Genomic DNA, 26,418 nt, shown 5'->3' on the forward strand with positions numbered 1-26,418 from the left:
TTCAGCGGCCTCCCAGCCCACTCATGGTGATACCTCGGACGAACCAGCGCTGTGTGAGGAAGAACAGCACGATCAACGGGATCGTGGTGACGGTGGCGGCCATCAGCAGCAGGTTCCACTGGGTCCCGTTGGTGTCCTGGAACACCTGCAGGCCGACCGATGCCGTCCGGGTGGCGTCGCTGTTGGAGATCACCAGCGGCCACAGCAGGTTGTTCCACTGGCCGATGAACTTGAACACCGCCAGGGTCGCGATCGCCGGCACCGCGAGCGGCACGATCACGCGGACGAACGCCTGCCAGCGGTTCGCGCCGTCCAGCCGCGCGGCTTCCTCGTAGTCGCGCGGGATGCCGAGGAAGAACTGCCGGAGCAGGAACACCCCGATCGCGGTGAACGCGTGCGGCAGGATCATGCCCGGCCAGGTGTCGATCCCGTGCAGCTTCGCCACCAGGACGAACTGCGGGATCAGCGTCACCTGCGACGGGATCATCAGGGTCGCCAGATAGATCCCGAACAGCCAGCTGCGGCCGGGGAAGTTGAGCCGCGCGAACGCGTACGCCGCGAGCGCCGCTGTGACCGTCTCGAGCAGCGTCGTACCGGCGGCGAAGTAGATGGTGTTCAGCAGGTACTTGCCGAGCGGGACCAGGTCGAACGCGCGCGTCAGGTTCTCCGGGTGCCAGGTGCTCGGCCAGAACGACGGTTTCGCGGCCATCGACTCGCCGTCGGACTGGAACGCGACCAGCACCATCATGACGACCGGGACCAGCGTGATCGCGGTGACCAGGAAGCAGGTGAAGACAACAAGCTTCTGACGGATCTCAGTTGTCATAGTGGACCAGCCTCCGCTGGAACAGGAACTGGCCGGCGGTGATGAGCACGATGAACGCGAACAGCACGAGCGACTGCGCCGCGGCGTACCCCTGGTCGTAGTTCTCGAAGCCGGTCCGGTAGATGTACATGACGAGCGTGGTGGTGCGGGTGCCCGGGCCGCCGTTCGTCATGATCAGTGCCTGGTCGAACACCTGGAACGAGCCGATCACCGACGTGACGACGACGAAGAACAGCGCGGGGGAGAGCATCGGCAGCGTGATGTGCCGCAAGCTCTTCCACGGTGACGTGCCGTCGACCCGGCCCGCTTCGTACAGCTGCTGCGGGATGGCCTGGAGGCCGGCCAGGAAGACGACCATGCCGAAACCGAAGCTCTTCCAGACGCTCATCAGGATCAGCGCCGGCATCGCCCAGGTGTCGGAGATCAGCCACGCCGGGCCGCTGATGCCGAACCAGCCGAGCACGGCGTTCATCAGGCCGTCGTGCGGGATGTAGAGCCAGATCCAGACGAACGCGACCGCCACCGTGATGGTTGCGTACGGCAACAGTAACAGTGACCGGAAGACGGCGATCCGGCGCAGGCCCTGGTTCAGCAGCAGTGCGAGCAGCAGGCTGACGAGGATGGTCAGCGGGACGCTCACCAGCGTGAAGTACGCCGTGCTGCCGAGGGCCGACCAGAACGTCGGGTCGGGCCCGAGCCGGGCGAAGTTGTGCAGACCGGCCCAGGTCGGCGCGCTGAACAGGTTCCAGTTCAGCAGCGAGATGACGCCGGCGGCGACGACCGGTCCCGCGGTGAAGATCAGGAAGCCGATCAGGCTCGGCAGGATGAAGAGCCAGGCGGTGAGCGCCTCCCGGCTGCGCCATCGCGGCGGCGGGGCCTGCTTCGGCCGGGCCGGCGCGGTGGCGGCCGGTGCGGTGCCGGCCGTTGACAGTGCCATCGTGGTCACCCCTTCCTGGCGGTGGCTTGGCGGACGGTGTCGAGATGCTGACGCATCAGGACGTCGAGACGCGGCGTGAGACCGTTGACCGCGTCCTCGACCGTGACCTGGCCGAGGAACGTGCGCGGAAGGTCCTGACCGAGCAGCTGTTTGACCTGGTTCCAGTTCGTGGTGACGTCGAACGCGTGCCCGCCGGCGACCTTGCCGGCCAGGATGTCCTGGACGATCCCGAGGTTGTCGGGCGGCGGCCGGAACGCGCTGCCGGCGCTCAGCCGGGCCGGGTTGTTGCGACCGGCCTCGGCGTAGATGTCGAGCGCGCCGGTGCTGGTGAGCGTCTTGAGCAGCTTCCACGCGAGGTCGAGCTCGGCACCCTCGCGCACCCCCGATGGAATCGCGAAGCTGGAACCCGACACCCGCGGCGTACTCCCGTTCGCGCCGGCCGGGAACGGGATGATGTCCCAGTCGAACTTCGCCTTCCGGGCGTTCACGACCTGCCACGGCCCGTTCTGCATGAACGCGACGTTGCCCTGCATGAAGTTGGACAGCGAGCTCTCAGTGACCAGGTTCTTGATCGGCGGCGTCACCTTGTCGGTGACGAACAGGTCGATGACGAACCGCAGCGCCTCCATCGCCCCGGGATCGCGCAGGGCACTGCGGCCGCCGTCGGCGCTCATCACGTTCCCGCCGGCACAGTAGATCCACGACACCAGGTCGTCGATCGCCGGCGCGCAGGTGAAGCCGTACTGTTCACCCGGTCTGGTGAGGTGCTTGGCCAGGTCGCGGAACGTCGCCCAGGACATCGGCTCGGTCCGCGACGGCAGCGGGATGCCCTGCTTCTTCAGCAGGTCCTTGTTGTAATACATGACGGTCGGCGCGACGTCGAAGCCGATCGCGTAGGTCCTGCCGTTGAAGCTGGAGATCTTCCGGCTCGTGTCGTAGAAGTCGTCGAGCGCGAAGTCCGGGTCGGCGGCGATCAGGTCGTCGAGCGGCCGGTGCGCGCCGCGGGCGGCGTACGTCGGGATCAGCGTGCCGTTGAGCGCGGTGACCAGGCTCGCCGTGCCGCTGACGAGCTGCAGGTCGAGCTTGGTCGGGTACCCGCTGGACGGCGTCAGCGTGGCGACCGACCGGACGCCGAGCTGCTGCTCGACGTACGTGCCGAAGTCGTCCCACACCTTCTTCTCGGCGGCGCTGCTGGACCACATGGCCCAGGTCGCCGTGCCCGAGGGCGGGCCGGACGAGCAGCCGGCCGCGAGACCGAGCCCGGCCAGGCCGCCGATCCGCAGGACGCTGCGGCGGGACAGCTTGTTCATGGTTCTCCTCACCGGTAGAGCAGGTCGATCGACTCGGCGCGGATGCGCTCCTCGTCGACCTCGACGCCCAGTCCAGGGGCGGTGGGGACCGTTGCGACGGCCTTGGTGATGCTCAGCCCCTCGACGTACAGATCGCTCAGCAGCTCCGGCCCGTTGAGCTCGGCGGGCAGGGCGAGCTCGAGCTGACTGAACACGTGCAGGGCGGCGGCGAACGCGACGCCGCAGTCGGTCAGACCACTGGCGAGCAGTTCCACGCCGCCCGCCAGCGCGGTCTGGGCGGTCTTGAGCGCGTTTCGCAGACCGCCCGACTTGCAGATCTTGACCACGACGAGGTCGGCGGCGTCCAGGCGGATCGCGCGCGCGAGGTCCTGCGCGGAGAAGCTGCCTTCGTCGATCGCGACCGGCACGTCGATCAGCTCGCGGACCCGCTGCATCGCGAGGGTGTCTGTGCTGGGGACGGGCTGCTCGATGCAGTGGATCATGCCGATGTGCTTGGTGCGCTGCAGCAATTGCTTGAGCGCTGCCGGGCGGTAGGACTGGTTCGCGTCGAGCCACAGCGGTTTGCCGTCGGCGACTTCCGCGACGGTCTCGATCGCCGCGGTGTCCGCGTCCTGGTCGCCGCCGATCTTGACCTTGTACGCCGCGTAGTCCGACGAGTCGAGGGCGTGCGCGCGGACGGTGTCCTGGTCGCCGACGCCGATCGCCGAGCAGAGCGGGATCTCGTCGTGCACCTTGCCGCCGAGCAGCGCGTGCACGGGGACGCCGGCGAGCTTGCCGGCCGCGTCGTGCATCGCGACGTCGACGGCCGCGCGGGCGAACGGGAAACCGTTCGAGACGGCGGGGCTGAGCCGCTTGGCGGCGCGCTGATGGAACAGTTCGACGTCGAACGGCGTGAGCTCGCGCAGGATCGGCGCGAGATGCCGGCGGATCACAACGGCCATCGTCTCGGCGGTCTCGTAGCTCCAGCTGGGCAGCGCGCGCTGCTCTCCCCAGCCGACCACACCGTCCTCGGTGGTCAGCTTGACGAAGATCACCGCGCCGGCCTGGTCCGGGGCCGCGTCAGGCGAACCGACCGCGCCGCTGCCGAGCACGAACCGGCGGGCGAACGGCACCGCCACCGGGAACACCTCGACCTGGGTGATGCGGGACATGGTCAGTCCTTTCAGGCGGCGATCGACCAGACGGCCGGGTCGACGAAGCTCGGCCCGCGGGTGCCGTCCTCGAGCCACTTGAGCGCGTCGCGGATGACGTAGCCGGCCAGCGCCAGGTGGCCCTCGGCGGTGTCTCCGGCGATGTGCGGGGTGAGCAGCAGGTTCGGGGACGCGAGCGTGGTCGCGTCGAAGGTCGGCGGCTCGGGGTCGTAGACGTCGAGGGCCGCGGAGATCCGGCCGTCGAGTGCATGGTCGAGCAGGGCCTGCTGGTCGACCGCCGGACCGCGCGACGAGTTGACCACGACCGCGCCGTCGGGCAGCTTCTCGACCAGCTCGCGGGAGATCATGCCTTGTGTCTCCGGGACGTTCGGGACGTGGATCGAGACGAAGGTGCTCGCGGCCGCTTCGGGCAGGTCGGCCAGGCGTACGCCGAGCTCGGTCGCGCGCTCCGCGCTCAGGTACGGGTCGTACACGACCACATCGCAGCCGAACGGCTTCAGCAGGGTGATCAACGCCCGCGCCGTACTGCTCGCGCCGATGATGCCGACCTTCGCGCCGGCCAGTTCGTGACCGCGGAAGCCGGTCTGCTTCCAGCCGCCGCCGCGGATCGCGCCGTCGAAGCGCGGCAGCCGCCGGGCGAGGGTGAGCATCGACGCCAGGCAGTACTCGCCGACCGACCACGCGATCCGCGGGCCCGCCGAGAACACTGCGGCGCCCTGGTCGAGGATGGCCGGATCGATCAGGTTCTTCACCGTGCCGGCGGCGTGCGCGACGACCTTCGGTCCGTTGCCGTCGGCCCACAGTTCCTTGCCCAGGTGCGGCGTACCCCAGCTCGTCAGCAGCACGTCGGAGCCCGCGGCGAGGCTGGGGACGGCGGCCGGATCCAGCGCCGGAGGCTTCGCGGCGCAGCCGGGTCCGGTGGTGTGCTCGGCGGTCGCCCAGACCACCTCGAAGTGCTCCTCGAGCAGTGCGCGGGCGTCCGCGTCGACCACGTCGGCGGCACGTTCCGGGGAGATCAGGGCGGCAAGTCTGGGCACAGGATTCGACACAGTGGGGGCTCCTTCGTCTGGGGACAGCTCGACGGTAGGCGCTTTCCGTTATGCAGGTCCAAACCCATTTACGTATGGACCGATACCGTGCTTGCATGGCGGCCATGGACTTGTCGCTGCAACAACTCCGCGGGTTCGTCGCGGTCGCCGAGGAGTTGCACTACGGCCGCGCGGCGCAGCGCCTCAACCTGACCCAGCCGCCGCTGACCCGGCAGATCCAGGGCCTGGAACGCACCCTCGACGTGCGGCTGTTCGACCGCACCGGCCGCGGCGTCCGCCTGACCGCGGCCGGGGGAGTCTTCCTCGAGCACGCCCGCCGGGTGCTGGCGCTGCTGGAGGTCGCGCCCGGGGCGACGCGACGGGCCGCCGACGGCACCACGGGGACGTTGCGGCTCGCGTTCACGGCGATCGGCGCGTACGCCGTCCTCGCCGACTTCCTGACCATGGTCGGGAAGCGGACGCCGGGGGTGACGGCGGAGCTGACCGAGCTGGTGAGTCCGGCGCAGTTCGAGGCGCTCGCGAACCTCGAGATCGACCTCGGGCTGGTGCGGCCGCCGATCCCGGAGCGGTTCGAATCGCTGCTGGTGCACTCCGAGGACCTGGTGCTCGCCGTACCGGCCGCGCATCCGCTGGCCGTCGGCGACGGTCCGGTGTCGTTGGTGGACGCGACCGACGACTACATCGGCTACAGCCCGGAGGGATCGCAGTACCTGCACGACATCTGTGCGGCGATGATCGGGATGGACCGGTACGCCGTGAGCCAACTGGCGTCGCAGGTGCCGACGATGCTCGCCCTGGTGCGGGCCGGCCTGGGGTGCGCGCTGATCCCGCGCTCGATCATGGCGATGGGCGTCGAAGGGGTCCGGTACCGGGAGCTGGACGCGGCCGACGCACATTCGGTGACGTTGCACGCCTGCTGGAGCCCGGACAACCCGAACCCGGCGCTGCAGCGGCTGGCCGAGTCGCTGCGGGCGGACCCGCAGCTCGGCACTTGACCTAGAGCGAGCTCTAATTCATAGGCTCGACCGTATGAGTGCACAACACAAGATCGGCTCGGGTTTCGGGCACGACAGCACCGCGGACGACGTCCTTGCCGGGATCGACCTGACCGGCAAGCTGGCGATCGTCACCGGTGGATATTCCGGTCTCGGGCTGGAGACCACCAAGGCGCTCGCCCGCGCGGGCGCGCACGTCGTGGTGCCGGCGCGCCGTCCGGACGCGGCCCGCGAGATCCTCGGCGACCCGGCCCCCGGCGGCGCGGCCCTCGGGGATCGGGTCGAGGTCGACGAGCTGGACCTCGGGTCGCTGGACAGTGTCGAGGCGTTCGCCGGGCGGTTCCTGGCCTCGGGCCGGCCGGTCGACATCGTGATCGACAACGCGGCGATCATGGCCAGCCCGGAGACCCGCGTCGGTCCGGGCTGGGAGGCGCAGTTCGCAACCAACCACCTCGGGCACTTCGCGCTGGTGAACCGGTTGTGGCCGGCGATCGCGGCGGACGGCGGCGGCCGGGTCGTGTCGGTGTCGTCGACCGGGCACCGGCGGTCGGACATCCGCTGGGACGACCTGGAGTTCCGGCTCGGGTACGACAAGTGGGAGGCGTACGGGCAGGCGAAGACCGCGAACGTGCTGTTCGCCGTCCAGCTCGATGCTCTCGGCAAGGATTCCGGCGTGCGGGCGTTCGCGCTGCATCCGGGCGGGATCCTGACGCCGCTGCAGCGGCACCTGACCCGCGAGGAGATGGTCGGCTACGGCTGGATCGACGAGGACGGCAACCCGGTCGGCGCCGGCTTCAAGTCCCCGGAGCAGGGCGCCGCGACGCAGGTCTGGGCGGCGACGTCGCCCCAGCTCGACGGGCTCGGCGGTGTGTTTCTCGAGGACTGCGAGGTCGCGGAGGTGTCGACCGACGACACCCCGGGCGTACGGCCGTACGCGATCGACCTGCGGTCGGCGGAGCGGCTCTGGACGGTCTCAGCAGGTCTCACCGGGGTCAACGCTTTCGGGTAGCCTGCCCCGTGTCTGTTTCCCCTTCTGGTGTTGAGCTCGGCGCCGTGGTCGAGCGGCTGCGGGCGTCCGGGTGCGTGTTCGCCGAGGACGAGGCGGCGCTGATCGCCGGGACCGCGCGGGACGCGGCCGAGCTGGCGGCGATGGTCGACCAGCGGGTCGCCGGGCAGCCGTTGGAGTACGTCGTCGGCTGGGCGTCGTTCCGCGGGTTGCGGATCGCGGTCGATCCCGGGGTGTTCATCCCGCGTCGCCGTACCGAGTTCCTGGTCGGCGAGGCATTGCGGGTCACCGTCGCGGGGTCGGTCGTGGTGGACCTGTGCTGCGGCGCCGGCGCGTTGGGCGCCGCGGTCGCGGCCGAGCGTGACGTGTCGTTGTACGCGGCCGACATCGAGCCGGCCGCCGTGCGGTGTGCTCGGCAGAACCTGCTGCCGTGGCAGGGGTCCGTCTATCAGGGCGACCTGTTCGAGGCGTTGCCGTCGCGGTTGCGCGGACACATCGACGTACTGCTGGCGAATGTCCCGTACGTGCCGACGGACGAGATCCGGTTGCTGCCGCCCGAGGCCCGGCTGTACGAGCCGCGGGTCACGCTGGACGGTGGACCAGACGGGCTGGCGACGCTGCGCCGGGTGGCTGCGGGTGCCGCGGACTGGTTGTCGCCCGGTGGGCATCTGTTCGTCGAGACCAGTGATCAGCAGGCACCGGTGGCGCGGGCGGTGATGGTCGCGGCCGGGCTGGTGGCCGAGGTCGTCGTGGATGACGACCTCGGCGCCAACGTCGTGCACGGGATCAGACCCGCCGCTGGACATGCAGGAGGTACTCCCGCCGGTTGAGCGGGTCGTGATCGGTGCGCGGCCGGTCCGGGATGCGGCCGGTCACCGGCTGGTACCGCTCGAACGCCGACTCCAGGACGCCCTCGCCGCGGGTGAGGGCGGGGAGCTGCTGCTCGAGTTCGTACACCGCGGCCGCGGGGATTTCTCCCTCCAGGGTCGAGGTTTCCGCGGCCAGCGCCGGCACCTGCGGGATCGCCCGCAGCCGGGCGAGCGCCGCCAGTACGGCGCGGGTGGTATCGGTCGGGATCTCCAGCCGGAAGCGGTGCATCGGCTCCTGCACCGTCGTCCCGGCTTGCTGGAGTGCGGTCATCAGGACCAGCGGCGTGAGGAACCGGAAGTCGCCGGCGGTGCTGGACATGCTCTTGTCGAACACGGCGTGGGCATGACTCTGGCGCGCGGAGTATCCCGAGTGCGTCATCACCACCTTGGCGTCCGGGATCTGCCAGCCGTGGATGCCCTGGTGCAGGGTTTCGCGGACGGTCTCCTCGACGGCCTTGATGAACGCGTACGGCATCGAGCCCAGCTCGACCTCCAGGTCGAAGCTGACGCCGGCGTTCACCGGCGCCGGTTCGACACGGAGGCCGACGGTGGCCAGGAACGGGTTCGCGTCCTTCTTGTTGAACTCGACCGCCGCGCCGGTCCCGGCGACCCGCTCGATGCAGATCGTGGTCGTCTCGCGGAAGTCGACGTCGATGCCGAAGTCGGTGGCCAGCGTGGATTCGATGACCTCCTTCTGCACCTCGCCGTACAGGGAGACGTAGGTTTCCTGCCGCAGGTCGTCCTGGCGGAGGTTGATCAGCGGATCCTGCTCGGCGAGCTGGGTGAGCGCGACGCGCAGGTTGCCCTTGTCGGACGGCTTGCGCGGGGTGATGACCGTCTCCAGGGTCGGCGGGGCGAACGCATAGGTAGATCGGATCCGCCCCTCCGGGGCGATGATGTCGCGCGCGTCGGTGACGGCATCCCCGATCCGGATGTCCGCCAGTCCCCAGAACCGACCGATCCGGCCGGCGTGGATCGCCTGCGCGGCGCCTTCGCCGACCACCTCGAGCGCGGTGATCTTGCCGTCCGTGCCGCCGTACCGGACGCGCTCGCGGACGTGGGCGGTGCCCGAGAACATCCGCACGTAGGCGATCTTCTCGCCGGCCGGCCCGCGCTCGACCTTGAACACGGTGCCGTCGAGCGGTTCGCCGGTCGTGCGGGCCCGGGGGAGCAGTTCCCGGATCCCGTCGGTCAGCGCCTCGGTGCCTGCGCCGGTGATGGCCGAGCCGAAGTACACCGGGTGCACGAGCGCCCGGTGCGTCTGCGCCGCGAGTGCTTCGTCCAGGGCCAGCGGCTCGTTGTCGACGTACCGCTGGAGGAGCTCGTCGTCCTGGTGGGTGAGGACCTCCAGGAGCGTGTCCTCCTGGACGATCGGCTTGAACGTCGCGTCGGGCGTGCCGAGGTTCGGCACCTCTCCCATCGGGACGATCTCACCGGTGAGCTTGGTGGCGATCTGTCGCAGGACGCCGTCGTACTGCGCGCCCGGCCGGTCGAGCTTGTTCACGAAGATCAGCGTCGGGATGCGCAGGCGTTGCAGCGTGCGCATGAGGACGCGGGTCTGCGCCTGGACGCCTTCGACGGCGGAGACGACCAGGACCGCGCCGTCGAGCACGCTCAGCGCACGCTCCACCTCGGCGATGAAGTCCGGGTGTCCCGGGGTGTCGATCAGGTTGACGGTCAGATCACCGAGCGCGAACGACGCGACCGCCGTCTTGATCGTGATCCCGCGCTGCCGCTCGAGCGCGAGCGAGTCGGTCTGGGTGTTCCCGTCGTCGACGCTGCCGACCTCGTCGATGACACCGGCGGCGTAGAGCAGCCGCTCGGTCAGGCTGGTCTTCCCGGCGTCAACATGCGCCAGAATTCCAAGGTTCAGTACTTCCACGCAGCTTCATGTCCTTTGAACAGATGTCAGTGGTCTCCGCGACAGACATGAAGCGAGGTCGCATGACGGACTCCTTAACGTGACACCTGTTCTCCGGTACGCCCCGAGTACACCAACCCGCCCCATTCGCGGACAAACTATTTAGCCGCGGCCTACATGGTGCGGGGTGGCGGGATACTGGCTAGCGTCGGCCCTCAGCGGGTGGCGGACAGACGAGCGGCGCAAGGACGCGACGTGCTGCGCCGGCCCCGTGGATGGACTCGACCGTAAAGGCTTCCAGGATCAGATCCCTGGTCGCCGGATCGACCTCGGCCCGATGGTTCTCGAAGAACGCACGGGCGCCTGCGGACCTCCCCTGAAGCAGCGCGCCGGCGATGGCTCCACAGTGTAGGACTCGTCCAGCGAGTCCGCGGCGGTTGCGGTTCGTCGCTGACGCCGGAGTCTGCGCGAGTCGGTGGACGGTGAGTGGTCGTTCATCGAGACCCTGCGGCACCTCGCGTTCGCGACGGACGCGTGGGTACGGCGTGCTGTCCTCGGCATCGCCGAGCTGTGGGACCCGCTCGACCTGCCGCACGACGAGATGCACAACACGCCTCCGGTACCGCGGGACCGCTGCGTCCGTCCGTCGCTCGACGAAGTACTCGCGGTGCGCGACGACCGGGTGACGACGGTACGGGCGCTGCTAGCCGATCTCACCGACAAGCAACTGAACGAGCACACGACTCCTGACTGCAAGCCCGAACTGTCGGTGGTGGGCCGTAGCCTCGGGGCATGGTGGTCGAGACTGAATTGGCGGACTGGCGGCGGCTGGCGCAGGCGTTTCATGCGAGGTTCCTGGTCGGCGCATACGTGGACGGTGCGCGGTTCGTGGCCGCGGTGGGGGAGGCGTGCCAGGACGTCGTGCCCGAGGTGCGGCTCGGTGCGTCGTTCGTGGACGTCGCGACCAGGGACGCGGAGCTCGCGGCGCGGATCAGCGCGATCGCGGCCGAGCACGGTCTGACCCCCGACCCGACGGCGGTGTCGCAGCTCGAGATCGCGCTGGACACGGCGGACCTGGTCGAGCTGGGTCCGTTCTGGGCCGCGGTGCTCACCGGCACCACCGAATCCTTCACCGGCAACGACATCTTCGATCCGACGGGACGGGTGGCGAACCTCTGGTTCCAGGGCACGAAGCCGCACGAGCCGCCGCGCCAGCGGTTCCACCTCGACCTGTGGTTGCCGCCCGAGGTCGTGCCCGGCCGGATCGAGGCGGCGCTCGCCGCCGGCGGCACGGTCGCGTACGACGAGGAGGCGCCGGCCTTCATCGTGCTGGCCGATCCGCAGGGCAACAAGGTCTGCTTGTGCACGTCGGAGGGCCGCTGAGCTCTGCTATCGTCGAGCTGAATCGAGGAGGTGTGTGATGGCCAGGAAGGTTATCCGGTTCCGCGCCGATCCCTCCTCTTCTGCTGCCCGCTGACAGGCTGACAGCTCTCTTCTCCGGACCGATCGGTGCGTCGCGGCATCTGGCCGCGGATCACGTGCGCGCTGAAGCAGCCGCGCACTCCGTGCCGATCGAACCGGAGCTTCCGCATGTCCTCCGTGGACAACAACCTTCATGCTGCCCTCGCCCGCGCCGCCGACGGCGTACCGCACCACGAGCTACGCCGCCGCGTAGCCGCCCTCTCACAGCGCTACCGCACCGAACAGATCGACGACGCGACCCCTGGGATGAGCGACCCGCTCGACGCCCTCGCGTACGCCGTGGTGCGCATGCCGGCCACCTTCCGCGCGCTGCACGCGGCGTTGTCGACGGCCGAGCATCACGTCGACGCGCCCTTCACCACGCACCTGGATCTCGGCGGCGGGACGGGCGCCGCCGCCTGGGCCGCCGCCTCGCTGTGGCCCGCGATCACCACCGAGATCGTCGAACGTCAACCGGCCGCGATCGCCCTCGGCAAGCAACTTGCCGAGGGCAACTTCGCGTCGAACTGGCGCTGGACACCGGCAGACCTTCGCACCTGGACGACGCCCGGCCCGGTGGATCTCGTCACCATCGGGTACGTCCTCAACGAGCTCGCCGACCGCGACGCCCTCATCCGGACCGCCGTGCGGTGTGCGACCACGATCGTCCTGGTCGAGCCCGGCACCCCGGCCGGCCATCGCCGTACGCTCGCCGCTCGCGACCTCCTGATCGGTCAGGGGTTCACGATCGCGGCCCCCTGCCCGCACCAGGGACCGTGCCCGATCGACTGGTGTCACTTCGCCGCGCGCCTGCCGCGGACCGAACTCCATCGCGTCCTCAAGGACGGCACCCGCAACTACGAGGACGAGAAGTTCACGTACGTCGTCGCGACCCGGCACGCGGCACGCGCGGCGGCGGCGCGGGTGCTGACCCGGCCGACCCGCCGTAAGGCTCAGGTAGTCCTCGACCTCTGCACCGCGAACGGTACGGCGGAGCGGGTCGTCGTACCGAAGTCGTCGCCGTCGTACCGCAGCGCCCGGGACGCCTCCTGGGGTGCGGAGCTCAGGCGATGACGAGCCGCGTGATCCGCCCGTCGATCAGGGTGAAGGTGAAGTCGAGGTCGACGGTTCCGCCGGGGAAGTCGCCTTCCAGGTGGTGCGTCGCGACGTAGGTCCGCTCGTCGACCTGCCGGGTGCTGGTGAGTTCGGTCGTGTAGCTGTATTCGCTCGCCGAACTCGCCAGCCAGGCGCGGATCTCGTCCCGGCCGCGGTAGGTCTTGCCGTCGTCGCTGACCTCGGCGTCGTCGGCGTACCAGCGCATGGCCGCCGGCACGTTCCGGGTGACGTGACTGATCAGGTACTTGGTGATGGTGTCGGGTAGCACGATGCTCCTCAGATGGTGCGGTCGCTGGGATTCATACCGGCGACGCTGGCGTCTCCCGCCGGGGGAGACGCAAGGAGTTGACTCTCTCCCCGGCGGAGGGTGCAGGCTGAAGCACGTGCGAAGCGGGTTGACGATCGGCGAGTTCGCGCGGGCGACCCATCTGAGCGTGCGCACGCTGCGGCGGTACCACGAGAGCGGGCTGCTCGAGCCGGCGACGGTCGACGCGTCCAGTGGGTACCGGTACTACACCGTCGACCAGATCCCGTCCGCGCAGGTCATCCACCGGTTGCGCGAGCTCGACGTACCGCTGGCCGAGGTCGCCGAGATCATCGCGACCGACGACCCGGACCGGCGCGCGGATCTGGTCGCCGTCCATCTCGATCGCTTGCAGGAGACCCTCGAGCGGACCCGGGCGGCCGTCACCTCGCTGCAACGGCTGCTCCGCCCCGCCTCGGGCGATCTCGAGGTCGAGCTCCGCACCGAGCCCGCCAGGTTGGTTGCCGGGATCACCGATGTGCTGAGCCTGGACGGGGTCCTGCAGTGGTACGACGGTGCGATGGCCGAGCTCGACGCCGCCGTCGCCGAGCCCCTCGGTCCGCCCGGCGGCCACTACGACAACGAATTGTTCGCCGAGGGGCGCGGGACGGTCCTCGTCTACTACCCCGTGGCCGACGCGCCGTCGTACGGGCGGGTGCACCCGGTCGAGCTGCCCGCCGTCGAGCTCGCCGCCACGGTCCACCACGGATCGCACGACGACATCGACGTCACCTACGGCCGGCTCGCGACCTGGGTGCACGAGCACGCGCTGGCCGTGGCCGGCCCGGTGCAGGAGACATACACGGTCGGTCCGCGGGACGACCCCGACCCGGCGACCTGGCGCACCGGGATCGCGTGGCCTGTCTTCCGGGTCAGCTGATCAGAGCTCGTAGCCGCCGGACGCTTCGACGGTCTGGGCGGTGATCCAGCCGGCGTCGGGGGAGCCGAGGAACGCGATGACCTTGCCGAGGTCGTCGGACTCGCCGATCCGGCCGAGGGCGGTGCGTTCGGCGATCGGCGGGATCAGTTCGGGGTGCTGCGCGAACGCGTCGTCGCCCAACCGAGTCCGGGTCACGCCGGGGGCGACGGCATTGACGCGGATCCCACGGGCGCTGAGCTCCTTGGCGAGGTAGCGGGTGAGGACGATCTGCGCGCCCTTCACGCTCGCGTAGACCGAGTATCCGGGCGTCGGGCGGGCCGACTCGAGCGCCGATGTACTGGTGGTGAACACGATCGAGCCGTGGTCGGCGATCAACGGCAGCAGTGTCTGGGTGAGGAAGTACGGGCCCTTCAGGTGGACGTCGACCATCTGGTCGAACAGCTCCTCGGTGGTGTCGTCGAACATCACCGGCGGCTGCCCGACGCCGGCGTTGCTGACCAGAACGTCGAACGACGTTCGGTCCCAGGCCCGGAGTACGTCGGTGAGCGCGGAGCGGAACGTGTCGAACGTGTGCGGCCGGGCGACGTCGAGCGGCAGCGCAACCGCGGTGCCGCCGTCCTTCTCGATCCGCTCGACCGTCTCCTGCGCGCGGTCGCGGCCGCCGCGGTACGTGAGGACCACGGCCGCGCCGCGTTTCGCGAGCTCGAAGGCCGCGCTCTGCCCGATGCCGGAACTTCCGCCGGTAATCACAGCTACCTGCATGATCGTGCACAACTCCTACTGGTCAGGTTCGGATACCTGACCAGTACACGCTGCAGAGATGGGGAAGCGTTAGACCAATGCTGGCGACGACTTGCCTGATCCTGCTCGATCACGGCTCGGCGGCCGCCCGAACTCGCGCCGGTACTCGCGGCTGAACTGGGACGGGCTGTCGTAGCCGACGGCGTACCCGGCGCTCGTCACGTCCTCGCCGAGACCGACGACGCGCAGCCGTGCTTCCTGCAGGCGGATCTTCTTCTGGAACTGGATCGGGGTCAGCTCGGTCACGGTCCGGAAATGCCGGTGGAAGGCCGACGGGCTCATGCCGGCCATCCCCGCGAGGTCCTCGACACGGAACGGCTCGGTGTAGTGGTCGCGGATCCAGCGGATCACGCGCGCGACGTGCGACAGGCTGCTGTCGGCCAGGCCGATGTCACGGACGGCGGCTCCCTGCGGACTGCGGAGCAGACGCCACAGGATCTCGCGCTGGACGAGCGGCGCCAGAACGGGCGCGTCGTCGGGCTCGTCGACCAGGCGGAGGAGACGGGTGACGGCATCGACCAACTCGGCCGAGGCACGGTCGACGCTCAGGCCGCGGACGGGCCCGCCCGGTTTCTGCGCCGCGTCGAGCAGGAGGGACGCGATCGTCTCGGGACGAAGCTCCAGCCCGACGCCGAGGCACGGCGCGTCCGGCGACGCCTCGACGAAGTGCCCTGTCACCGGTAGGTCCACGGACACGACGAGGTAATCGCCCGCGCCGTACTCGAAGACCTGCTCCCCGAGCGCCAGCCGCTTGCGTCCTTGCGCCACCAACGCGAAGGTCGGCGACGCCAGACTCGCCGCGGGCGGCGTCGGCGCTGTCACCACCGACACCAGCAGACCGTCGACGACGCCCTCACGCCCGGCGGCGCCGGCGATCAGCCGGCGCAACTCGGCCAACGCGTCCATGGGTCAGCCGTCGAGGAAGCTGGTGACGGCGTTCAGCACCAGGGGAGTGCGGGCGAGGCCGGTGAAGTGGGTGGTGCCGGGGAAGATCGCGAGCTGCGAGGCGGGAAGGCCCACGAAGTCGCCGTTGACGTCGCCGCCGCGGAGCTGGTGGAAGCGGACGGCGTGCTCGAGCTTCACCGCGTCGGCGTCGCCGAAGGTCAGCAGCGTCGGCGCCTCGATGCCGCGGATGTCGTCGTCGGACCAGCCCGAGGTGCCGCGGTCGTAGCTGCCGAGCTTGTCGAGCAGCGTCTGCAGGTGGTCGTGGTCCGGGTGCGGCGACTTCGCCAGGTAGTCGGCCTCCATCGGCGTCCCGGCGATCATCTCCACCTTCATCGAGCCGACCGCGGCCGCGTTCTCCTCGCGGTCGCCGGACGGGGCGAACGACACCGACGAGATGACCGCCTTGCGGACCAGCTCCGGATACTCGATCGCGAGGTACAGAGCGACCGCGCCGCCGACGCTGAACCCGAACAGGTCGACCCTCGGTACGTCGAGACGCGCGAGCAGCCCCACCACGTCGGACGCCAGCTCGGCCGTGCCCAGCGGGCGGTCGATGTCGTTCGTGTACCCGTGGCCCTGGAAGTCGGTCGCGATCACCTGCCGCCCGGCCGCCAGCCCGTCGATCAGCTCACCGAACTGCAGGTCGATGTTGAACAGCCCGCCGTGCAACAGCAGCAGCGGTGTGCCGCCCTCGCCGTGCACCTCGTAGTACATCCGCAGGCCGTTCACGTCGGCGTATCCAGTCTGCTTGCTCACGGTTCTCCCACCAGTAGACAGAAAGGATGTCCTGCCGGGTCGGCCAGGACATAGAGCGGCTCGCCGCTGTCCGAGGACCGGTCGTACAACAACCTGGCACCGAGTTCCTCGGCCCGCCCCCGATGCCGGTGCAACTCGTCGATCGACGGTACGGCGTAGTCGATGTGCAGCTGCATCGGAACGTCGGCCGCCGGCCACGTGGACGCCGGCAGTACGTCGACCTGCTGGACCGCGAGCTGACGACGGCCCTCGTCGTCGACCAGCACCAGCCAGTCCGCGTCATCGGTCGTACCGTCGGCGGGCGGCTCGTCACCCGGCCGGTACCGCAGGCCGAGCAGCACGCGATAGAACTCGGCGAGCCCGCGCGCATCTGTTGCGTCCAGCGCCGTGTGCATCCGCCGCGGGTAGGTCTCCATGCCGACCGAGCCTACGCGCTACGGAACGAGCGGCGGTACGTGTTCGGCGGTACGCCGACGACGCGCTGGAAATGCCGACGCAAGGTGGTGGCGGTGCCGAGGCCGGTGGCGGTCGCGATCTTCTCGACGGCATCGTCGGTCGACTCGAGGAGTTGCTGGGCCCGGCGGACGCGTTGGGTGAGGAGCCACTGGAGCGGGGTCTGGCCGGTGACGGCACGGAACTGGCGGCCGAGATGGCGAGGGCTGGTGTTGGCGCGCTTGGCCAGGTCCGTCACGGTCAACGGCTCGTCCAATCGCTCCTGCACCCAGGCCAGCAACTGTGCGAGTGAATGCTCACCCTTGACCTGCACCGGCGTCGACACGAACTGAGCCTGCCCACCGGCGCGGTGCGGCGGTACGACGAGACGCCGGGCGACCGTGTTGGCGATCGTCGCGCCGTGATCGAGGTGGATGAGATGCAGGCACAGGTCGACCGCCGCGGCCTTGCCCGCCGCGGTCAGCACGTTGCCGTTGTCCGTGTAGAGCACGTCCGGATCGACAACAGCCTCCGGATACCGCGCGCTCAGCACGTCGGTGTGCGCCCAGTGCGTCGTTGCCCGCCGTCCGTCGAGCACCCCGGCCGCACCGAGCACGAAGGCGCCGGTGCACAGTGACGCGATCCGCGCGCCCGCGTCGTACGCCGTACGCACCGCGTCGACCAGCTCGGCGGGCATCGGCTCGTCGACGTCCGCGAGCGCCGGCACCAGCACGGTGTCCGCACGCGCGATCGCGTTCAGCGGCTCGGTCGGCTCGACCACCAACGGCCCGACCTGGACCGGACCCGGTCCGCACAACCGGACGTCGTACCACTCGTCGAACCCGGCCGGCGGATTGCCGAAGATCTCGTACGCGATCCCGAGCTCGAAGTGGAGCAGGTGCCCGGCCGTGGCGAGCGCGACAGTGTGCATGTCCGAAAGTGTACGGATGGTGTCGTTCCGGACCCTCACGCCACCCGGCCCGGACCGGCGAGACTCGATCACATGAACGCAATCGTGGTGTACGGCGCCACCGGTCACACCGGCCGCTTCGTCGTCGAGGAACTCGTCCGGCAGCACCTTCCCGTCGCGGTCTCGGGCCGCAACCAGGCCGCACTCGCGGCGCAGTGGGGCGACCTCGACCTCCGCCCGGCAGCCGTCGACGACCCGCACGCCCTCGACCGGGCCCTGAAGAACGCGGCCGCCGTCATCAACTGCGCGGGCCCGTTCGCCACCACCGCCGACCCGCTCATCGACGCCGCCGCGCGCGCCGGGATCCCGTACGTCGACGTGGCGGCCGAACTGGAGGCCAACGTGTCGACCTTCGCCAGGCACAGCGACCTCCCGGTCGTGCCGGCCATGGCCTTCTACGGCGGACTCGGCGACCTGCTGACGACGGCGGCGCTCGGCGAGCTGACAGCTGCCGACGAGGTGCAGGTCGCGTACGGCCTCAGCAGCTGGCACCCCACGCCCGGCACCCGCGCCGCGGGCCAGGTCTCGCACGACCGGCGGAACGGCCGGCGGGTCCGCTTCGCCGGAGGCAGCCTGCAGTACCACCACGACGAGCTGGTCCAGCAGGACTGGACGTTCCCGGCTCCGCTCGGCCGGCGCCGCGTCCTCGCTGAGTTCACGATGGCCGACGTCGTGACGATCCCGACCCACGTCGCCGTACCCGAGGTTCGTACGTACATGACGCTCGAGGCCGCCGGTGACCTGGCGAACGCGGAGACCCCGGCGCCGGCCGCCGTCGACGAGCAGGGCCGGTCCGACCAGACGTTCGTCGTGGATGTCCGGGTCCGGACCGGTGGCGAGGAGCGGCGGGCGACGGCGACCGGTCAGGACATCTACGCGATCTCGGCGCCGCTGGCGGTCGGTGCGGTCCGCCGGATCCTCGCCGGCGAGACGCGGACCACCGGGGTGGCGTCGGCCGGCGCGATGTTCGACGCGGTCGACTTCCTCAAGGATTTACCACTGACGCTCGACCTGCCGTAAATCGGTTTCCTGCTGGAGAATGGTGGTCCCCTGCTGACCGCCTCACAGCTGGAGACCCGCCATGCCCGAGCTTCGCCCGTCCCGCCGTACCCTCCTCCACCTGACCGCGGCCGGGGCCGTGGCCGGCACGATCGGAACGACCCCGGCGTACGCCGACGGCATCGACTACACGGCCCGGAAGACGTTCGACGACTGGGACCGCCTCTTCCAGGAGGGCGGTCCCGGTCAGCCGGACCAGCCGAACGACAACACCAACCGCGACGGGCGCTCCGGCATGCTCGCGTGGAGCCAGTCGTACGTGCTGCTCGGCCTTGTCCGCATGTACGAGAAGTACCGCGACACCCACTACCTGGACCGCCTGATCGACAACGTCGACCAGGTCCTCGCGGTCCGCGACAGCGAGCGCGGCGTCACCGACTACCGCGGGCTGTCGCTCCCGGCGTGGCGGGCAGACCACCCGTACACGACCGGGCACGCCACCCTTGCCGACAGCAACGGACAGCCGCTGCTCGATCTCCGCGAGGCCTTGTCGTACGCCGAGGACACCACGGTGACCGTCTCCGCGGGGACCCGGCCGGACACGTTCACGGTCCGTCTCGTCAACACCTTCGTGAACCGCACCGTGACGCTGACCGACCTTTCGCTGGATCCGGCCAGCCCCGACTACGCCGTCAGCCGGATCTACGCGGCCGCCCCGGGACCGCTCCAGCTCACGGCCGTCGATCGGCGGGAGGCGCCGCGCGCGGGCGACGTACCGCGGCTCGGGACATACGAGATGCACTGCCGGCCGGTGATCTTCGCCGTCCACACCGGCATGATCACCTATCCGATCGCGAGCTTCGTCCGGATCGTCGCCGGCTCGCCCGTCCTGCGCCGCCGGTACTCGCGGAAGGCGGCCGAGTACCTGGTCGCGTGCCGCGAGGCGGTCGCGGTGCACGACTGGGAGTACCGGGACGGCGGGCACCTGATCTGGCCGAAGGGCCAACCGCTCGCGTACGACGGGTGCGAGCAGCCGATCAACCAGTCGGTGGGACTCGGGCAGACACTGGTCGAACTCGCGCTGGCGACCGGGGACAGCGGATACCGGCAGAAGGTCGCCGCGATGGGCCGGATGCTCGCCGGGCAGCTTGCGGTCGACGCGGGCGACGCCTACCAGTGGCACTACTGGCCGGCGGGCGGCCGGATCCACGACGGGTTCACGAAGACGGGCGACCCGGACACCGACGTCTCGGTCTTCACGCCGTCGGGCGGCCCGGCGCGCCAGTTCGAGGACGTCAGCCACGGTGCGATCGACGTCGAGTTCGCCGTCCGGGCGTTCCGCGCACGGCTCGCGTTCACCGGGCAGGACATGGCGCGGATCGCCCGCACCTTCACCCAGAACGTCGCGACCACCGACGCCGACGGCCTCCCCGCCGTCCACACCACGGTCGCAGGCACCGCGCTCGGGGCGGCCTCGGTCGCCCACCAGGCCCCGCGCTGGATGCAGGCGTCTCCCTGGGACCCCCAGGTCCACGCCCACTGCCTCGCCCTCTACAACCGCTACCAGCCCACGCCAGAACGAGACGGCCAACAAGCCATCGGCTTCGGCTGGCTCCTGGCCAACGTCGCCTACCTCAACTGGGGAGCGCGCTGAGCTCGGCCGGTACATGACTTCGGTCGGCTGACATGGCAGGATTCCTACGGTGAGTAGCGGGACGACGGAGGAGCAGCGCCTGCAGGATCTGGCGCGGCTGCGGCGTGTGAAGGACCGGATCGACCGGGAGTACGCGCAGCCGCTGGACGTCGACGCGCTCGCCCGCGGGGCGCACATGTCGTCGGGGCACCTGAGCCGCGAGTTCAAGCGCGCTTACGGAGAGTCGCCGTACGGGTACCTGATGACCCGGCGGATCGAGCGGGCGATGATGCTGCTGCGGCGCGGCGGGATGAGCGTCACCGACGTCTGCTTCGCGGTCGGCTGCCAGTCGCTCGGCACCTTCAGCACGCGGTTCACCGAGCTGGTCGGGATGCCGCCGAGCGTCTACAAGGAGCGGGCCGGCGACGCGACCCTCGGGATCCCGTCGTGCGTCGCGAAACAGGTCACGCGACCGATCAGGAATCGAGAAGCATCCCCCACGTCCGGCACGTAGCGTACGGCCATGGAGATCAAGATTCACGCCAGCTTCCTGCCGCACACCGACCCCGAGGAGTCGGTGAAGTTCTACCGCGACGTGCTCGGCTTCGAGGTCCGCACCGACGTCGGGTACGAGGGCATGCGCTGGATCACGGTCGGCCCCGCCGGCCAGCCGGACACCGGCATCGTGCTGTACCCGCCGTCCGCCGACCCCGGCGTCACCGACGACGAGCGGCGCACGATCAGCGAGATGATGGCCAAGGGCACCTACGCGACCCTGGTGCTGCAGACCGACGATCTCGACAGCCTGTTCGAGCGGCTGCAAGCCACCGACGCCGAAGTCATCCAGGAACCCGTCGACCAGCCGTACGGCATCCGCGACTGCGCGTTCCGCGACCCGGCCGGCAACCACATCCGGATCAACCAGGCATCCTGACACACCAACTCTTGGGGAGGACGAACGCATGGGCCGCGAGGAGCATGTTGCCGACAGCCACGACCTGATCCGGGTCACCGGCGCCCGGGTGAACAACCTGAAGGACGTCAGCGTCGAGATCCCGAAGCGCCGGCTGACCGCCTTCACCGGGGTGTCCGGCTCGGGCAAGAGCTCGCTGGTGTTCGGCACCATCGCGGCCGAGTCGCAGCGGCTGATCAACGAGACCTACAGCGCCTTCGTCCAGGGCTTCATGCCGAACCTGGCCCGTCCCGAGGTCGACGTCCTCGACGGCCTGACCACCGCGATCATCGTCGACCAGGAGCGGATGGGCGCCAACCCGCGCTCCACGGTCGGCACGGCGACCGACGCCAACGCGATGCTCCGGATCCTGTTCAGCCGGGTCGCGAAGCCGCACGCGGGCCCGCCCACGGCGTACTCGTTCAACGTCCCGAAGCGCACCGCGACCGGCTCGATGACGGCCGACAAGGGCGCCGGCGAGAAGAAGGTCGTCCGCGAGCAGGTGTACGCCGGCGGCATGTGCCCGCGCTGTGAGGGGATGGGCTCGGTCACCGACTTCGACCTGACCGCGCTGTACGACGAGAACAAGTCGCTGAACGAGGGCGCGCTGACGATCCCCGGCTACAGCATGGACGGCTGGTACGGGCGGATCTTCCGCGGCTCCGGCTTCTTCAACCCGGACAAGCCGATCAAGAAGTACACCAAGAAGGAACTGCACGACCTGCTGTACCGGGAGCCGACCAAGATCAAGGTCGAGGGCATCAACCTCACCTACAACGGGATCATCCCGGCGATCCAGCGGTCGTTCCTGTCCAAGGACGTCGACGCGATGCAGCCGCACATCCGCGCGTTCGTCGAGCGGGCCGTGACGTTCACGACCTGCCCGGACTGCGACGGGACCCGGCTCGGCGCCGAGGCGCGGGCCTCGAAGATCAACGGCAAGAACATCGCCGACCTCTGCGCGATGCAGATCACCGACCTGGCCGCCTGGATCCGGGCCCTGAAGGAGCCGTCGGTCGCGCCGCTGCTCAAGGCGCTCGGCGACACCCTCGACTCGTTCGTCGACATCGGGCTCGGGTACCTGTCGCTCGAACGCCCCGCCGGCACGCTGTCCGGCGGTGAGGCGCAGCGGACCAAGATGATCCGCCATCTCGGGTCGTCGCTGACCGATGTCACGTACGTGTTCGACGAGCCGACCATCGGCCTGCACCCGCACGACATCCAGCGGATGAACGAGCTGCTCCTGCAGCTGCGGAACAAGGGCAACACGGTCCTCGTCGTGGAGCACAAGCCGGAGACGATCGCGATCGCCGACCACGTGATCGACCTGGGACCGGGCGCGGGCTCCGGCGGCGGCGAGGTGGTGTTCGAGGGCACGCTCGCCAAGCTGCGGACCAGCGGGACGCTCACCGGGCGGCACCTGGACGACAAGGCGTCGGTCAAGCCGTCGGTGCGCTCGGCCGCGGGCGCGCTGGAGGTCCGCGGGGCCTCGACGAACAACCTGCAGGACGTGGATGTCGACGTACCGCTCGGGGTGCTGGTGGTCGTCACCGGGGTCGCCGGATCCGGGAAGAGCTCGCTGATCCAGGGTTCGATCGCCGACCGCGAGGGCGTGATCGCGATCGACCAGGGCGCGATCCGCGGCTCGCGGCGCAGCAACCCGGCGACGTACACGGGTCTGCTGGACCCGATCCGGAAGGCGTTCGCCAAGGCCAACGGGGTGAAGCCGGCGCTGTTCAGCGCGAACTCCGAGGGCGCCTGCCCGGCGTGCAAGGGCGCCGGCGTGATCTACACCGAGCTCGGTGTGATGGCGACCGTCGAGGCGCCGTGCGAGGAGTGCGAGGGCCGGCGCTTCCAGGCGGCCGTGCTGGAGTACACGTTCGGCGGGAAGAACATCGCGGACGTGCTCGCGATGCCGGTGTCGGAGGCGCTGACGTACTTCGCCGAGGGCGAGGCGCGGACGCCGGCCGCGGAGAAGATCCTCGAGCGGCTGGCCGACGTCGGGCTCGGGTACCTCTCGCTCGGGCAGCCGCTCACGACACTGTCCGGCGGCGAGCGGCAGCGGCTGAAGCTGGCCACACACATGGGCGAGAAGGGTGGCATCTACGTCCTCGACGAGCCGACCACCGGTCTGCACCTGGCCGACGTCGAGCAGCTCCTCGGCCTGCTGGACCGGCTGGTCGACGCCGGCAAGTCGGTGATCGTCATCGAGCACCACCAAGCCGTGATGGCGCACGCCGACTGGATCATCGACCTCGGCCCCGGCGCCGGCCACGACGGCGGCAAGGTCGTCTTCGAGGGCACCCCCGCGGACCTGATCAAGAAGCCGAAGACGCTGACCGGCAAGCACCTCGCGGAGTACGTCGCCTGACCTGGTCATTCACTCCACGGTGATGCCGCGGCGGCTCGCTCGACACGTGTGACGCCGTCGGCCCGGCGCTCGCGCAGAAGTTCGCCACCGAGCGTGTACGGCGCCGACGCCACGGCCGAGTGTGCCGCCCGCTCCACGATCGCGTCGACCAGTGAACGGGCCATGTCCAGCCGCGGGTACTCGGCGTGGATCCGGCGCTCCCACTCGGACGCGCCGTCGAGGCCGGCACCGAAGTCGACGCCCACGCCCGCGCGGGTCAGATAGGCGAGCAGCCCACGGCGCTCGGCGATCCCCGGCGAGGTGTGCAGCGCGATCGCCTCCCAGACCCGGTCGACGTCCGCCTCGGCGAGCCCGTGCCGGCGGAGCAGTTCGGCCGCCAGGTCGGCGCCCTCCACCTCGAACCGGGCCTCGCCCTTCGCGAGGTCACCGGCGCCGAGATCGTGCAGCACAGTCGCGGCGTACAGCAGGTCGCGGTCGTACGCCGCGTCCGTCGTACATCCCTCGCGCTCGGCGACGAGCTGCGCGAAGAAGAAGCTCCGCACGCTGTGATTGGCGATCGGCGGCGCCTCCGTGCCGCTCACCGTGGAGAGGATCGCGTCGGCCAGGGGACTGGTCGGCAGAGTCAGGTCCATACCGCGAGGCTATGTGCGTGCGCGTGGTGCGCGGCAGCCGTTCGCAGGTCAGATGCCGCAATGTTCCGGCCAACCGGTCAGGAATCGAGAAGCACCCTGGGCGGTATGGAAATAGCGTTGGGGGCAGTAAACGTCAGGGGCTGCGGCCCTCGAATCTGGAGAGACGAAATGACCACCACGCTAGGCGTCAACACGATCCTGCACCCCGTCACCGACATCGAGAAGGCCAAGCCGGTGTACACCGCCCTGCTCGGGGTCGAGCCGATGGCCGACTCGCCGTACTACGTCGGGTACGAGGCCGAGGGGCAGCAGATCGGGCTGGTCCCGAACAGCGACATGACCTCGCCGATCGCGTACTGGCACGTGACCGACATCGAGGCCAAGATCAAGGAGATCACCGCGGCCGGCGGCACCCTCAAGGACGCCCCGAAGGACGTCGGCGCCGGCCGCCTGGTCGCCACGCTGACCGACCCCGACGGCAACGTCCTCGGCATCCTGCAAGACCCGTCCTGACCATGTGCAACGTCCCGCGGGAGGTCCGCGCGGCCGTGTACGGCGTCCGGCAGGAAGCACCCGACGACGTACCGGAGGACGAGAAATCTCCGGACGCCGACGAGTCCGTCCGGCATCCTGTCCTGCGTGAGTGAGCGCACGTACGTCCGTCTGCAGGCCGGCTACCGGGGCCGGCTGGGGGTCGAGGTCGGCCTGTTCGTCGCGGTGGATCATCTGCGGCGGGCGGGCCGGCTGACTCCGGCGGAGGAGGCGCGCTATCTGGACGTCGACGACTGGTTCCTCGCCAACCTGCCGAACCCGGCTTTCTATGCCGACGGCAACAGCATCGGCGCGGTCACCTGGTTCAAGGACCCGATCCCGCCGCCGATGCGGGAGCTCGTGGACTCGCTGCTGGAGATCCTCGACGCCCACGACGTCGCCTGGGAGCAGGTCACATCCGGCGATCCCGGGACGATCGTGTACGAGGACGAGTTCCAGGTCGGCGTGGTTCCGTACGTGCGCGGCGAACCGACGCCGCTTCCCGACGGGACCGTGCTGACCCCGACATCGGGCGGCTCGAAACGGGCGGTCGCCGGGTCCAGGATCCGGCATGTGCTGTTCGACGCGGACGGCGTCCTGCAGGATCTGCCCGGCGGGCGGTACTCGGCCCTGGAACCGTACGTCGGCGACCGGGCGCGGGACTTCCTGCACGAGACCTGGTCCGACGAGCTGCCGATGCTCGCCGGGCGTGGCGACTACCTGCCGGTGCTCGAGGCCGGGCTGGTGAAGTACGGCGTCAGCACACCGGTGGCCGAGGTGTACGACGCGGTCTGGAAGAACATCGTGCTGATCGAGGAGTCTCTCGCCGTCGTGCGGGCGCTGAAGCGCAACGGGTACGGCGTACACCTCGGCACCAACCAGGAGTGCTACCGCGGCGCGCACATGCGGACGGCGCTCGGGTACGACGACCTGTTCGACGTCAGCTGCTACTCGTACGACCTCGGCGTGGCCAAGCCCGACCCGGCCTTCTTCACCCGTGCCGCGGAACGGATCGGCGCGGACGCCGCCACGATCCTGTTCATCGACGACACACCCCGCAACATCACCGGCGCCCGCACCGCCGGCCTGCACGCCGAACAATGGGACTTCACCCAGGGCCACGCCGCCCTGCACGCGCTCTTCAGCACGCACGGCGTCGACGCCCGCAGCACCGCTTAGGGCCGTGCCGATCTACTCGGCGATGACGTCCACGGAGATGTTGCCCTGGGTGGCCCGGGAGTACGGGCAGGTGGCGTGGGTTGCTTCGAGCAACTTTTCGCCGATCTCGCCGTGCAGGTGGTCGGGCAGTTCGACGCGCAGGACGGCGGCCAGGTCGAGTCTGCCGTTCGCGGGGACGAGGCTGACCTCGGCGGTGACCGCGACGTCCTTGGCGTCGAGGTTCTGACGCTTCGCCAGGATGTCCAGCACGGTCGAGAAGCAGGCCGCCCAGCCGGCGGCGAGCAGCTGCTCGGGGTTGAGTCCGTCGCCGGTGCCGCCCATCTCCTTCGGCATGGCCAGCTTGACGTCGAGCTGCCCGTCGGCGGTGACGGCGCGGGAGTCCCGTCCGGACGAGGTCGCGACGGCGGTGTACGTGGGGTTCATGGTGCTGCCCTCCAGGTCGTTGTGCGGAC

At 69.9% G+C, this 26,418-nt stretch carries 28 protein-coding genes and 1 pseudogene; 15 read left to right on the forward strand and 14 right to left on the reverse strand.

What is annotated here, in order from left to right; all coding sequences use genetic code 11:
- Position 1 precedes the first annotated feature (1 nt).
- Genes ABZW60_RS26135 through ABZW60_RS26155 form a run of 5 tightly spaced genes read right to left on the reverse strand, consistent with a single transcriptional unit; the run spans position 2 to position 5,273 of the window.
- A complete protein-coding gene (locus tag ABZW60_RS26135; protein WP_355481029.1) occupies positions 2-826 on the reverse strand; it encodes a carbohydrate ABC transporter permease in 825 nt (274 codons plus the stop codon).
- On the reverse strand, positions 816-1,763 hold the full coding sequence (locus tag ABZW60_RS26140) for a sugar ABC transporter permease (protein ID WP_355481031.1): 948 nt from the start codon (positions 1,761-1,763) through the stop codon (positions 816-818). The genes ABZW60_RS26135 and ABZW60_RS26140 overlap by 11 nt, the downstream gene beginning before the upstream one ends.
- Positions 1,764-1,768: 5 nt before the next feature.
- Entirely contained in the window at positions 1,769-3,073 is a 1,305-nt protein-coding gene (locus ABZW60_RS26145) for a sugar ABC transporter substrate-binding protein (protein WP_355481033.1), read from the reverse strand.
- An 8-nt stretch (positions 3,074-3,081) separates the two neighbouring features.
- A complete protein-coding gene (locus tag ABZW60_RS26150; RefSeq protein ID WP_355481035.1) occupies positions 3,082-4,224 on the reverse strand; it encodes an enolase C-terminal domain-like protein in 1,143 nt (380 codons plus the stop codon).
- Between the two features lie 11 nt (positions 4,225-4,235).
- Positions 4,236-5,273 carry a hydroxyacid dehydrogenase gene (locus ABZW60_RS26155; protein ID WP_355481036.1) on the reverse strand — a complete coding sequence of 346 codons (1,038 nt, stop codon included), beginning with the start codon at positions 5,271-5,273 and terminating at the stop codon, positions 4,236-4,238.
- Positions 5,274-5,368: 95 nt separating this feature from the next.
- On the opposite strand from ABZW60_RS26155, the gene ABZW60_RS26160 reads away from it, so the two are divergent.
- Genes ABZW60_RS26160 through ABZW60_RS26170 form a run of 3 tightly spaced genes read left to right on the forward strand, consistent with a single transcriptional unit; the run spans position 5,369 to position 8,104 of the window.
- On the forward strand, positions 5,369-6,268 hold the full coding sequence (locus ABZW60_RS26160) for a LysR substrate-binding domain-containing protein (protein ID WP_355481038.1): 900 nt from the start codon (positions 5,369-5,371) through the stop codon (positions 6,266-6,268).
- Between the two features lie 34 nt (positions 6,269-6,302).
- Positions 6,303-7,277 carry an SDR family NAD(P)-dependent oxidoreductase gene (locus ABZW60_RS26165; RefSeq protein ID WP_355481039.1) on the forward strand — a complete coding sequence of 325 codons (975 nt, stop codon included), beginning with the start codon at positions 6,303-6,305 and terminating at the stop codon, positions 7,275-7,277.
- A gap of 44 nt (positions 7,278-7,321) precedes the next feature.
- Positions 7,322-8,104 (forward strand): putative protein N(5)-glutamine methyltransferase, encoded by a 783-nt coding sequence (locus ABZW60_RS26170; RefSeq protein WP_355481040.1) that lies wholly within the window; start codon positions 7,322-7,324, stop codon positions 8,102-8,104.
- On the opposite strand, the gene ABZW60_RS26175 is transcribed toward ABZW60_RS26170, so the two are convergent.
- Positions 8,061-10,025, reverse strand: coding sequence for a translation factor GTPase family protein (locus tag ABZW60_RS26175; RefSeq protein ID WP_355481042.1), 1,965 nt, complete (start codon positions 10,023-10,025; stop codon positions 8,061-8,063). The genes ABZW60_RS26170 and ABZW60_RS26175 overlap by 44 nt on opposite strands.
- 454 nt (positions 10,026-10,479) lie before the next feature.
- Here ABZW60_RS26175 and ABZW60_RS26180 point away from each other — a divergent pair.
- The 3 genes and pseudogenes from ABZW60_RS26180 to ABZW60_RS26190 form a co-directional block, all read left to right on the forward strand.
- A pseudogene (locus ABZW60_RS26180) lies at positions 10,480-10,701 on the forward strand (DinB family protein); the annotation flags it as partial.
- 95 nt (positions 10,702-10,796) lie between these two features.
- Positions 10,797-11,387 (forward strand): VOC family protein, encoded by a 591-nt coding sequence (locus ABZW60_RS26185; RefSeq protein WP_355481044.1) that lies wholly within the window; start codon positions 10,797-10,799, stop codon positions 11,385-11,387.
- A gap of 207 nt (positions 11,388-11,594) precedes the next feature.
- Positions 11,595-12,539: a small ribosomal subunit Rsm22 family protein gene (locus tag ABZW60_RS26190; RefSeq protein WP_355481046.1), complete on the forward strand. Its 945-nt coding sequence runs from the start codon at positions 11,595-11,597 to the stop codon at positions 12,537-12,539.
- Here ABZW60_RS26190 and ABZW60_RS26195 read toward each other — a convergent pair.
- Positions 12,529-12,849: a nuclear transport factor 2 family protein gene (locus ABZW60_RS26195; RefSeq protein WP_355481048.1), complete on the reverse strand. Its 321-nt coding sequence runs from the start codon at positions 12,847-12,849 to the stop codon at positions 12,529-12,531. The genes ABZW60_RS26190 and ABZW60_RS26195 overlap by 11 nt on opposite strands.
- Positions 12,850-12,964: 115 nt before the next feature.
- Between ABZW60_RS26195 and ABZW60_RS26200 the strand changes: the two genes are divergently transcribed.
- Positions 12,965-13,765, forward strand: coding sequence for a MerR family transcriptional regulator (locus ABZW60_RS26200; protein WP_355481049.1), 801 nt, complete (start codon positions 12,965-12,967; stop codon positions 13,763-13,765).
- Here the strand turns inward: ABZW60_RS26200 and ABZW60_RS26205 are convergent, their stop codons facing one another.
- The 5 genes from ABZW60_RS26205 to ABZW60_RS26225 form a co-directional block, all read right to left on the reverse strand.
- Positions 13,766-14,527 (reverse strand): SDR family oxidoreductase, encoded by a 762-nt coding sequence (locus tag ABZW60_RS26205; RefSeq protein WP_355481051.1) that lies wholly within the window; start codon positions 14,525-14,527, stop codon positions 13,766-13,768. It lies immediately after the preceding gene.
- 69 nt (positions 14,528-14,596) lie between these two features.
- On the reverse strand, positions 14,597-15,472 hold the full coding sequence (locus tag ABZW60_RS26210; RefSeq protein ID WP_355481053.1) for an AraC family transcriptional regulator: 876 nt from the start codon (positions 15,470-15,472) through the stop codon (positions 14,597-14,599).
- 3 nt (positions 15,473-15,475) lie between these two features.
- Positions 15,476-16,267 (reverse strand): alpha/beta hydrolase, encoded by a 792-nt coding sequence (locus ABZW60_RS26215; protein ID WP_355481055.1) that lies wholly within the window; start codon positions 16,265-16,267, stop codon positions 15,476-15,478.
- A complete protein-coding gene (locus ABZW60_RS26220; RefSeq protein ID WP_355481057.1) occupies positions 16,264-16,683 on the reverse strand; it encodes a VOC family protein in 420 nt (139 codons plus the stop codon). Before ABZW60_RS26220 ends, ABZW60_RS26215 begins: the two co-directional genes overlap by 4 nt.
- Positions 16,684-16,694: 11 nt before the next feature.
- Entirely contained in the window at positions 16,695-17,630 is a 936-nt protein-coding gene (locus ABZW60_RS26225) for a helix-turn-helix domain-containing protein (RefSeq protein WP_355481059.1), read from the reverse strand.
- 72 nt (positions 17,631-17,702) lie between these two features.
- On the opposite strand from ABZW60_RS26225, the gene ABZW60_RS26230 reads away from it, so the two are divergent.
- The 5 genes from ABZW60_RS26230 to ABZW60_RS26250 all read left to right on the forward strand — a co-directional run bounded on the left by ABZW60_RS26230 (position 17,703) and on the right by ABZW60_RS26250 (position 23,624).
- Positions 17,703-18,689 (forward strand): saccharopine dehydrogenase NADP-binding domain-containing protein, encoded by a 987-nt coding sequence (locus ABZW60_RS26230; RefSeq protein ID WP_355481061.1) that lies wholly within the window; start codon positions 17,703-17,705, stop codon positions 18,687-18,689.
- Positions 18,690-18,750: 61 nt separating this feature from the next.
- Positions 18,751-20,322, forward strand: coding sequence for a hypothetical protein (locus ABZW60_RS26235; protein ID WP_355481063.1), 1,572 nt, complete (start codon positions 18,751-18,753; stop codon positions 20,320-20,322).
- A 49-nt stretch (positions 20,323-20,371) separates the two neighbouring features.
- Positions 20,372-20,815, forward strand: coding sequence for an AraC family transcriptional regulator (locus ABZW60_RS26240; protein WP_355481065.1), 444 nt, complete (start codon positions 20,372-20,374; stop codon positions 20,813-20,815).
- A 9-nt stretch (positions 20,816-20,824) separates the two neighbouring features.
- On the forward strand, positions 20,825-21,235 hold the full coding sequence (locus tag ABZW60_RS26245) for a VOC family protein (RefSeq protein ID WP_355481066.1): 411 nt from the start codon (positions 20,825-20,827) through the stop codon (positions 21,233-21,235).
- 28 nt (positions 21,236-21,263) lie between these two features.
- Entirely contained in the window at positions 21,264-23,624 is a 2,361-nt protein-coding gene (locus ABZW60_RS26250) for an excinuclease ABC subunit UvrA (protein ID WP_355481069.1), read from the forward strand.
- 5 nt (positions 23,625-23,629) lie between these two features.
- Here the strand turns inward: ABZW60_RS26250 and ABZW60_RS26255 are convergent, their stop codons facing one another.
- Positions 23,630-24,256 (reverse strand): HD domain-containing protein, encoded by a 627-nt coding sequence (locus ABZW60_RS26255; protein ID WP_355481071.1) that lies wholly within the window; start codon positions 24,254-24,256, stop codon positions 23,630-23,632.
- A 168-nt stretch (positions 24,257-24,424) separates the two neighbouring features.
- Between ABZW60_RS26255 and ABZW60_RS26260 the strand changes: the two genes are divergently transcribed.
- The 3 genes from ABZW60_RS26260 to ABZW60_RS26270 are packed head-to-tail and all read left to right on the forward strand — an operon-like array spanning position 24,425 to position 25,966.
- Positions 24,425-24,769 carry a VOC family protein gene (locus ABZW60_RS26260; RefSeq protein WP_355481073.1) on the forward strand — a complete coding sequence of 115 codons (345 nt, stop codon included), beginning with the start codon at positions 24,425-24,427 and terminating at the stop codon, positions 24,767-24,769.
- 2 nt (positions 24,770-24,771) lie between these two features.
- Positions 24,772-24,903: a hypothetical protein gene (locus tag ABZW60_RS26265; protein WP_355481075.1), complete on the forward strand. Its 132-nt coding sequence runs from the start codon at positions 24,772-24,774 to the stop codon at positions 24,901-24,903.
- Positions 24,896-25,966: an HAD-IA family hydrolase gene (locus ABZW60_RS26270; protein WP_355481077.1), complete on the forward strand. Its 1,071-nt coding sequence runs from the start codon at positions 24,896-24,898 to the stop codon at positions 25,964-25,966. Before ABZW60_RS26265 ends, ABZW60_RS26270 begins: the two co-directional genes overlap by 8 nt.
- 12 nt (positions 25,967-25,978) lie before the next feature.
- Here the strand turns inward: ABZW60_RS26270 and ABZW60_RS26275 are convergent, their stop codons facing one another.
- A complete protein-coding gene (locus ABZW60_RS26275; protein ID WP_355481079.1) occupies positions 25,979-26,389 on the reverse strand; it encodes an Ohr family peroxiredoxin in 411 nt (136 codons plus the stop codon).
- Between the last annotated feature and the right edge of the window lie 29 nt (positions 26,390-26,418).

It is taken from the genome of Kribbella sp. NPDC003557 (assembly GCF_040610805.1).
Classification (GTDB): Bacteria; Actinomycetota; Actinomycetes; order Propionibacteriales; family Kribbellaceae; genus Kribbella.

Coding starts and splice junctions, on each gene's coding strand:
- ABZW60_RS26150 (WP_355481035.1), bottom strand. CDS start 4,224: ATGTCCCGCATCACCCAGGTCGAGGTGTTCCCGGTGGCGGTGCCGTTC.
- ABZW60_RS26255 (WP_355481071.1), bottom strand. CDS start 24,256: ATGGACCTGACTCTGCCGACCAGTCCCCTGGCCGACGCGATCCTCTCC.
- ABZW60_RS26160 (WP_355481038.1), top strand. CDS start 5,369: ATGGCGGCCATGGACTTGTCGCTGCAACAACTCCGCGGGTTCGTCGCG.
- ABZW60_RS26275 (WP_355481079.1), bottom strand. CDS start 26,389: ATGAACCCCACGTACACCGCCGTCGCGACCTCGTCCGGACGGGACTCC.
- ABZW60_RS26135 (WP_355481029.1), bottom strand. CDS start 826: ATGACAACTGAGATCCGTCAGAAGCTTGTTGTCTTCACCTGCTTCCTG.
- ABZW60_RS26225 (WP_355481059.1), bottom strand. CDS start 17,630: ATGCACACTGTCGCGCTCGCCACGGCCGGGCACCTGCTCCACTTCGAG.
- ABZW60_RS26245 (WP_355481066.1), top strand. CDS start 20,825: ATGGAGATCAAGATTCACGCCAGCTTCCTGCCGCACACCGACCCCGAG.
- ABZW60_RS26165 (WP_355481039.1), top strand. CDS start 6,303: ATGAGTGCACAACACAAGATCGGCTCGGGTTTCGGGCACGACAGCACC.
- ABZW60_RS26145 (WP_355481033.1), bottom strand. CDS start 3,073: ATGAACAAGCTGTCCCGCCGCAGCGTCCTGCGGATCGGCGGCCTGGCC.
- ABZW60_RS26190 (WP_355481046.1), top strand. CDS start 11,595: ATGTCCTCCGTGGACAACAACCTTCATGCTGCCCTCGCCCGCGCCGCC.
- ABZW60_RS26265 (WP_355481075.1), top strand. CDS start 24,772: ATGTGCAACGTCCCGCGGGAGGTCCGCGCGGCCGTGTACGGCGTCCGG.
- ABZW60_RS26230 (WP_355481061.1), top strand. CDS start 17,703: ATGAACGCAATCGTGGTGTACGGCGCCACCGGTCACACCGGCCGCTTC.
- ABZW60_RS26250 (WP_355481069.1), top strand. CDS start 21,264: ATGGGCCGCGAGGAGCATGTTGCCGACAGCCACGACCTGATCCGGGTC.
- ABZW60_RS26140 (WP_355481031.1), bottom strand. CDS start 1,763: ATGGCACTGTCAACGGCCGGCACCGCACCGGCCGCCACCGCGCCGGCC.
- ABZW60_RS26260 (WP_355481073.1), top strand. CDS start 24,425: ATGACCACCACGCTAGGCGTCAACACGATCCTGCACCCCGTCACCGAC.
- ABZW60_RS26235 (WP_355481063.1), top strand. CDS start 18,751: ATGCCCGAGCTTCGCCCGTCCCGCCGTACCCTCCTCCACCTGACCGCG.
- ABZW60_RS26185 (WP_355481044.1), top strand. CDS start 10,797: ATGGTGGTCGAGACTGAATTGGCGGACTGGCGGCGGCTGGCGCAGGCG.
- ABZW60_RS26220 (WP_355481057.1), bottom strand. CDS start 16,683: ATGGAGACCTACCCGCGGCGGATGCACACGGCGCTGGACGCAACAGAT.
- ABZW60_RS26210 (WP_355481053.1), bottom strand. CDS start 15,472: ATGGACGCGTTGGCCGAGTTGCGCCGGCTGATCGCCGGCGCCGCCGGG.
- ABZW60_RS26205 (WP_355481051.1), bottom strand. CDS start 14,527: ATGCAGGTAGCTGTGATTACCGGCGGAAGTTCCGGCATCGGGCAGAGC.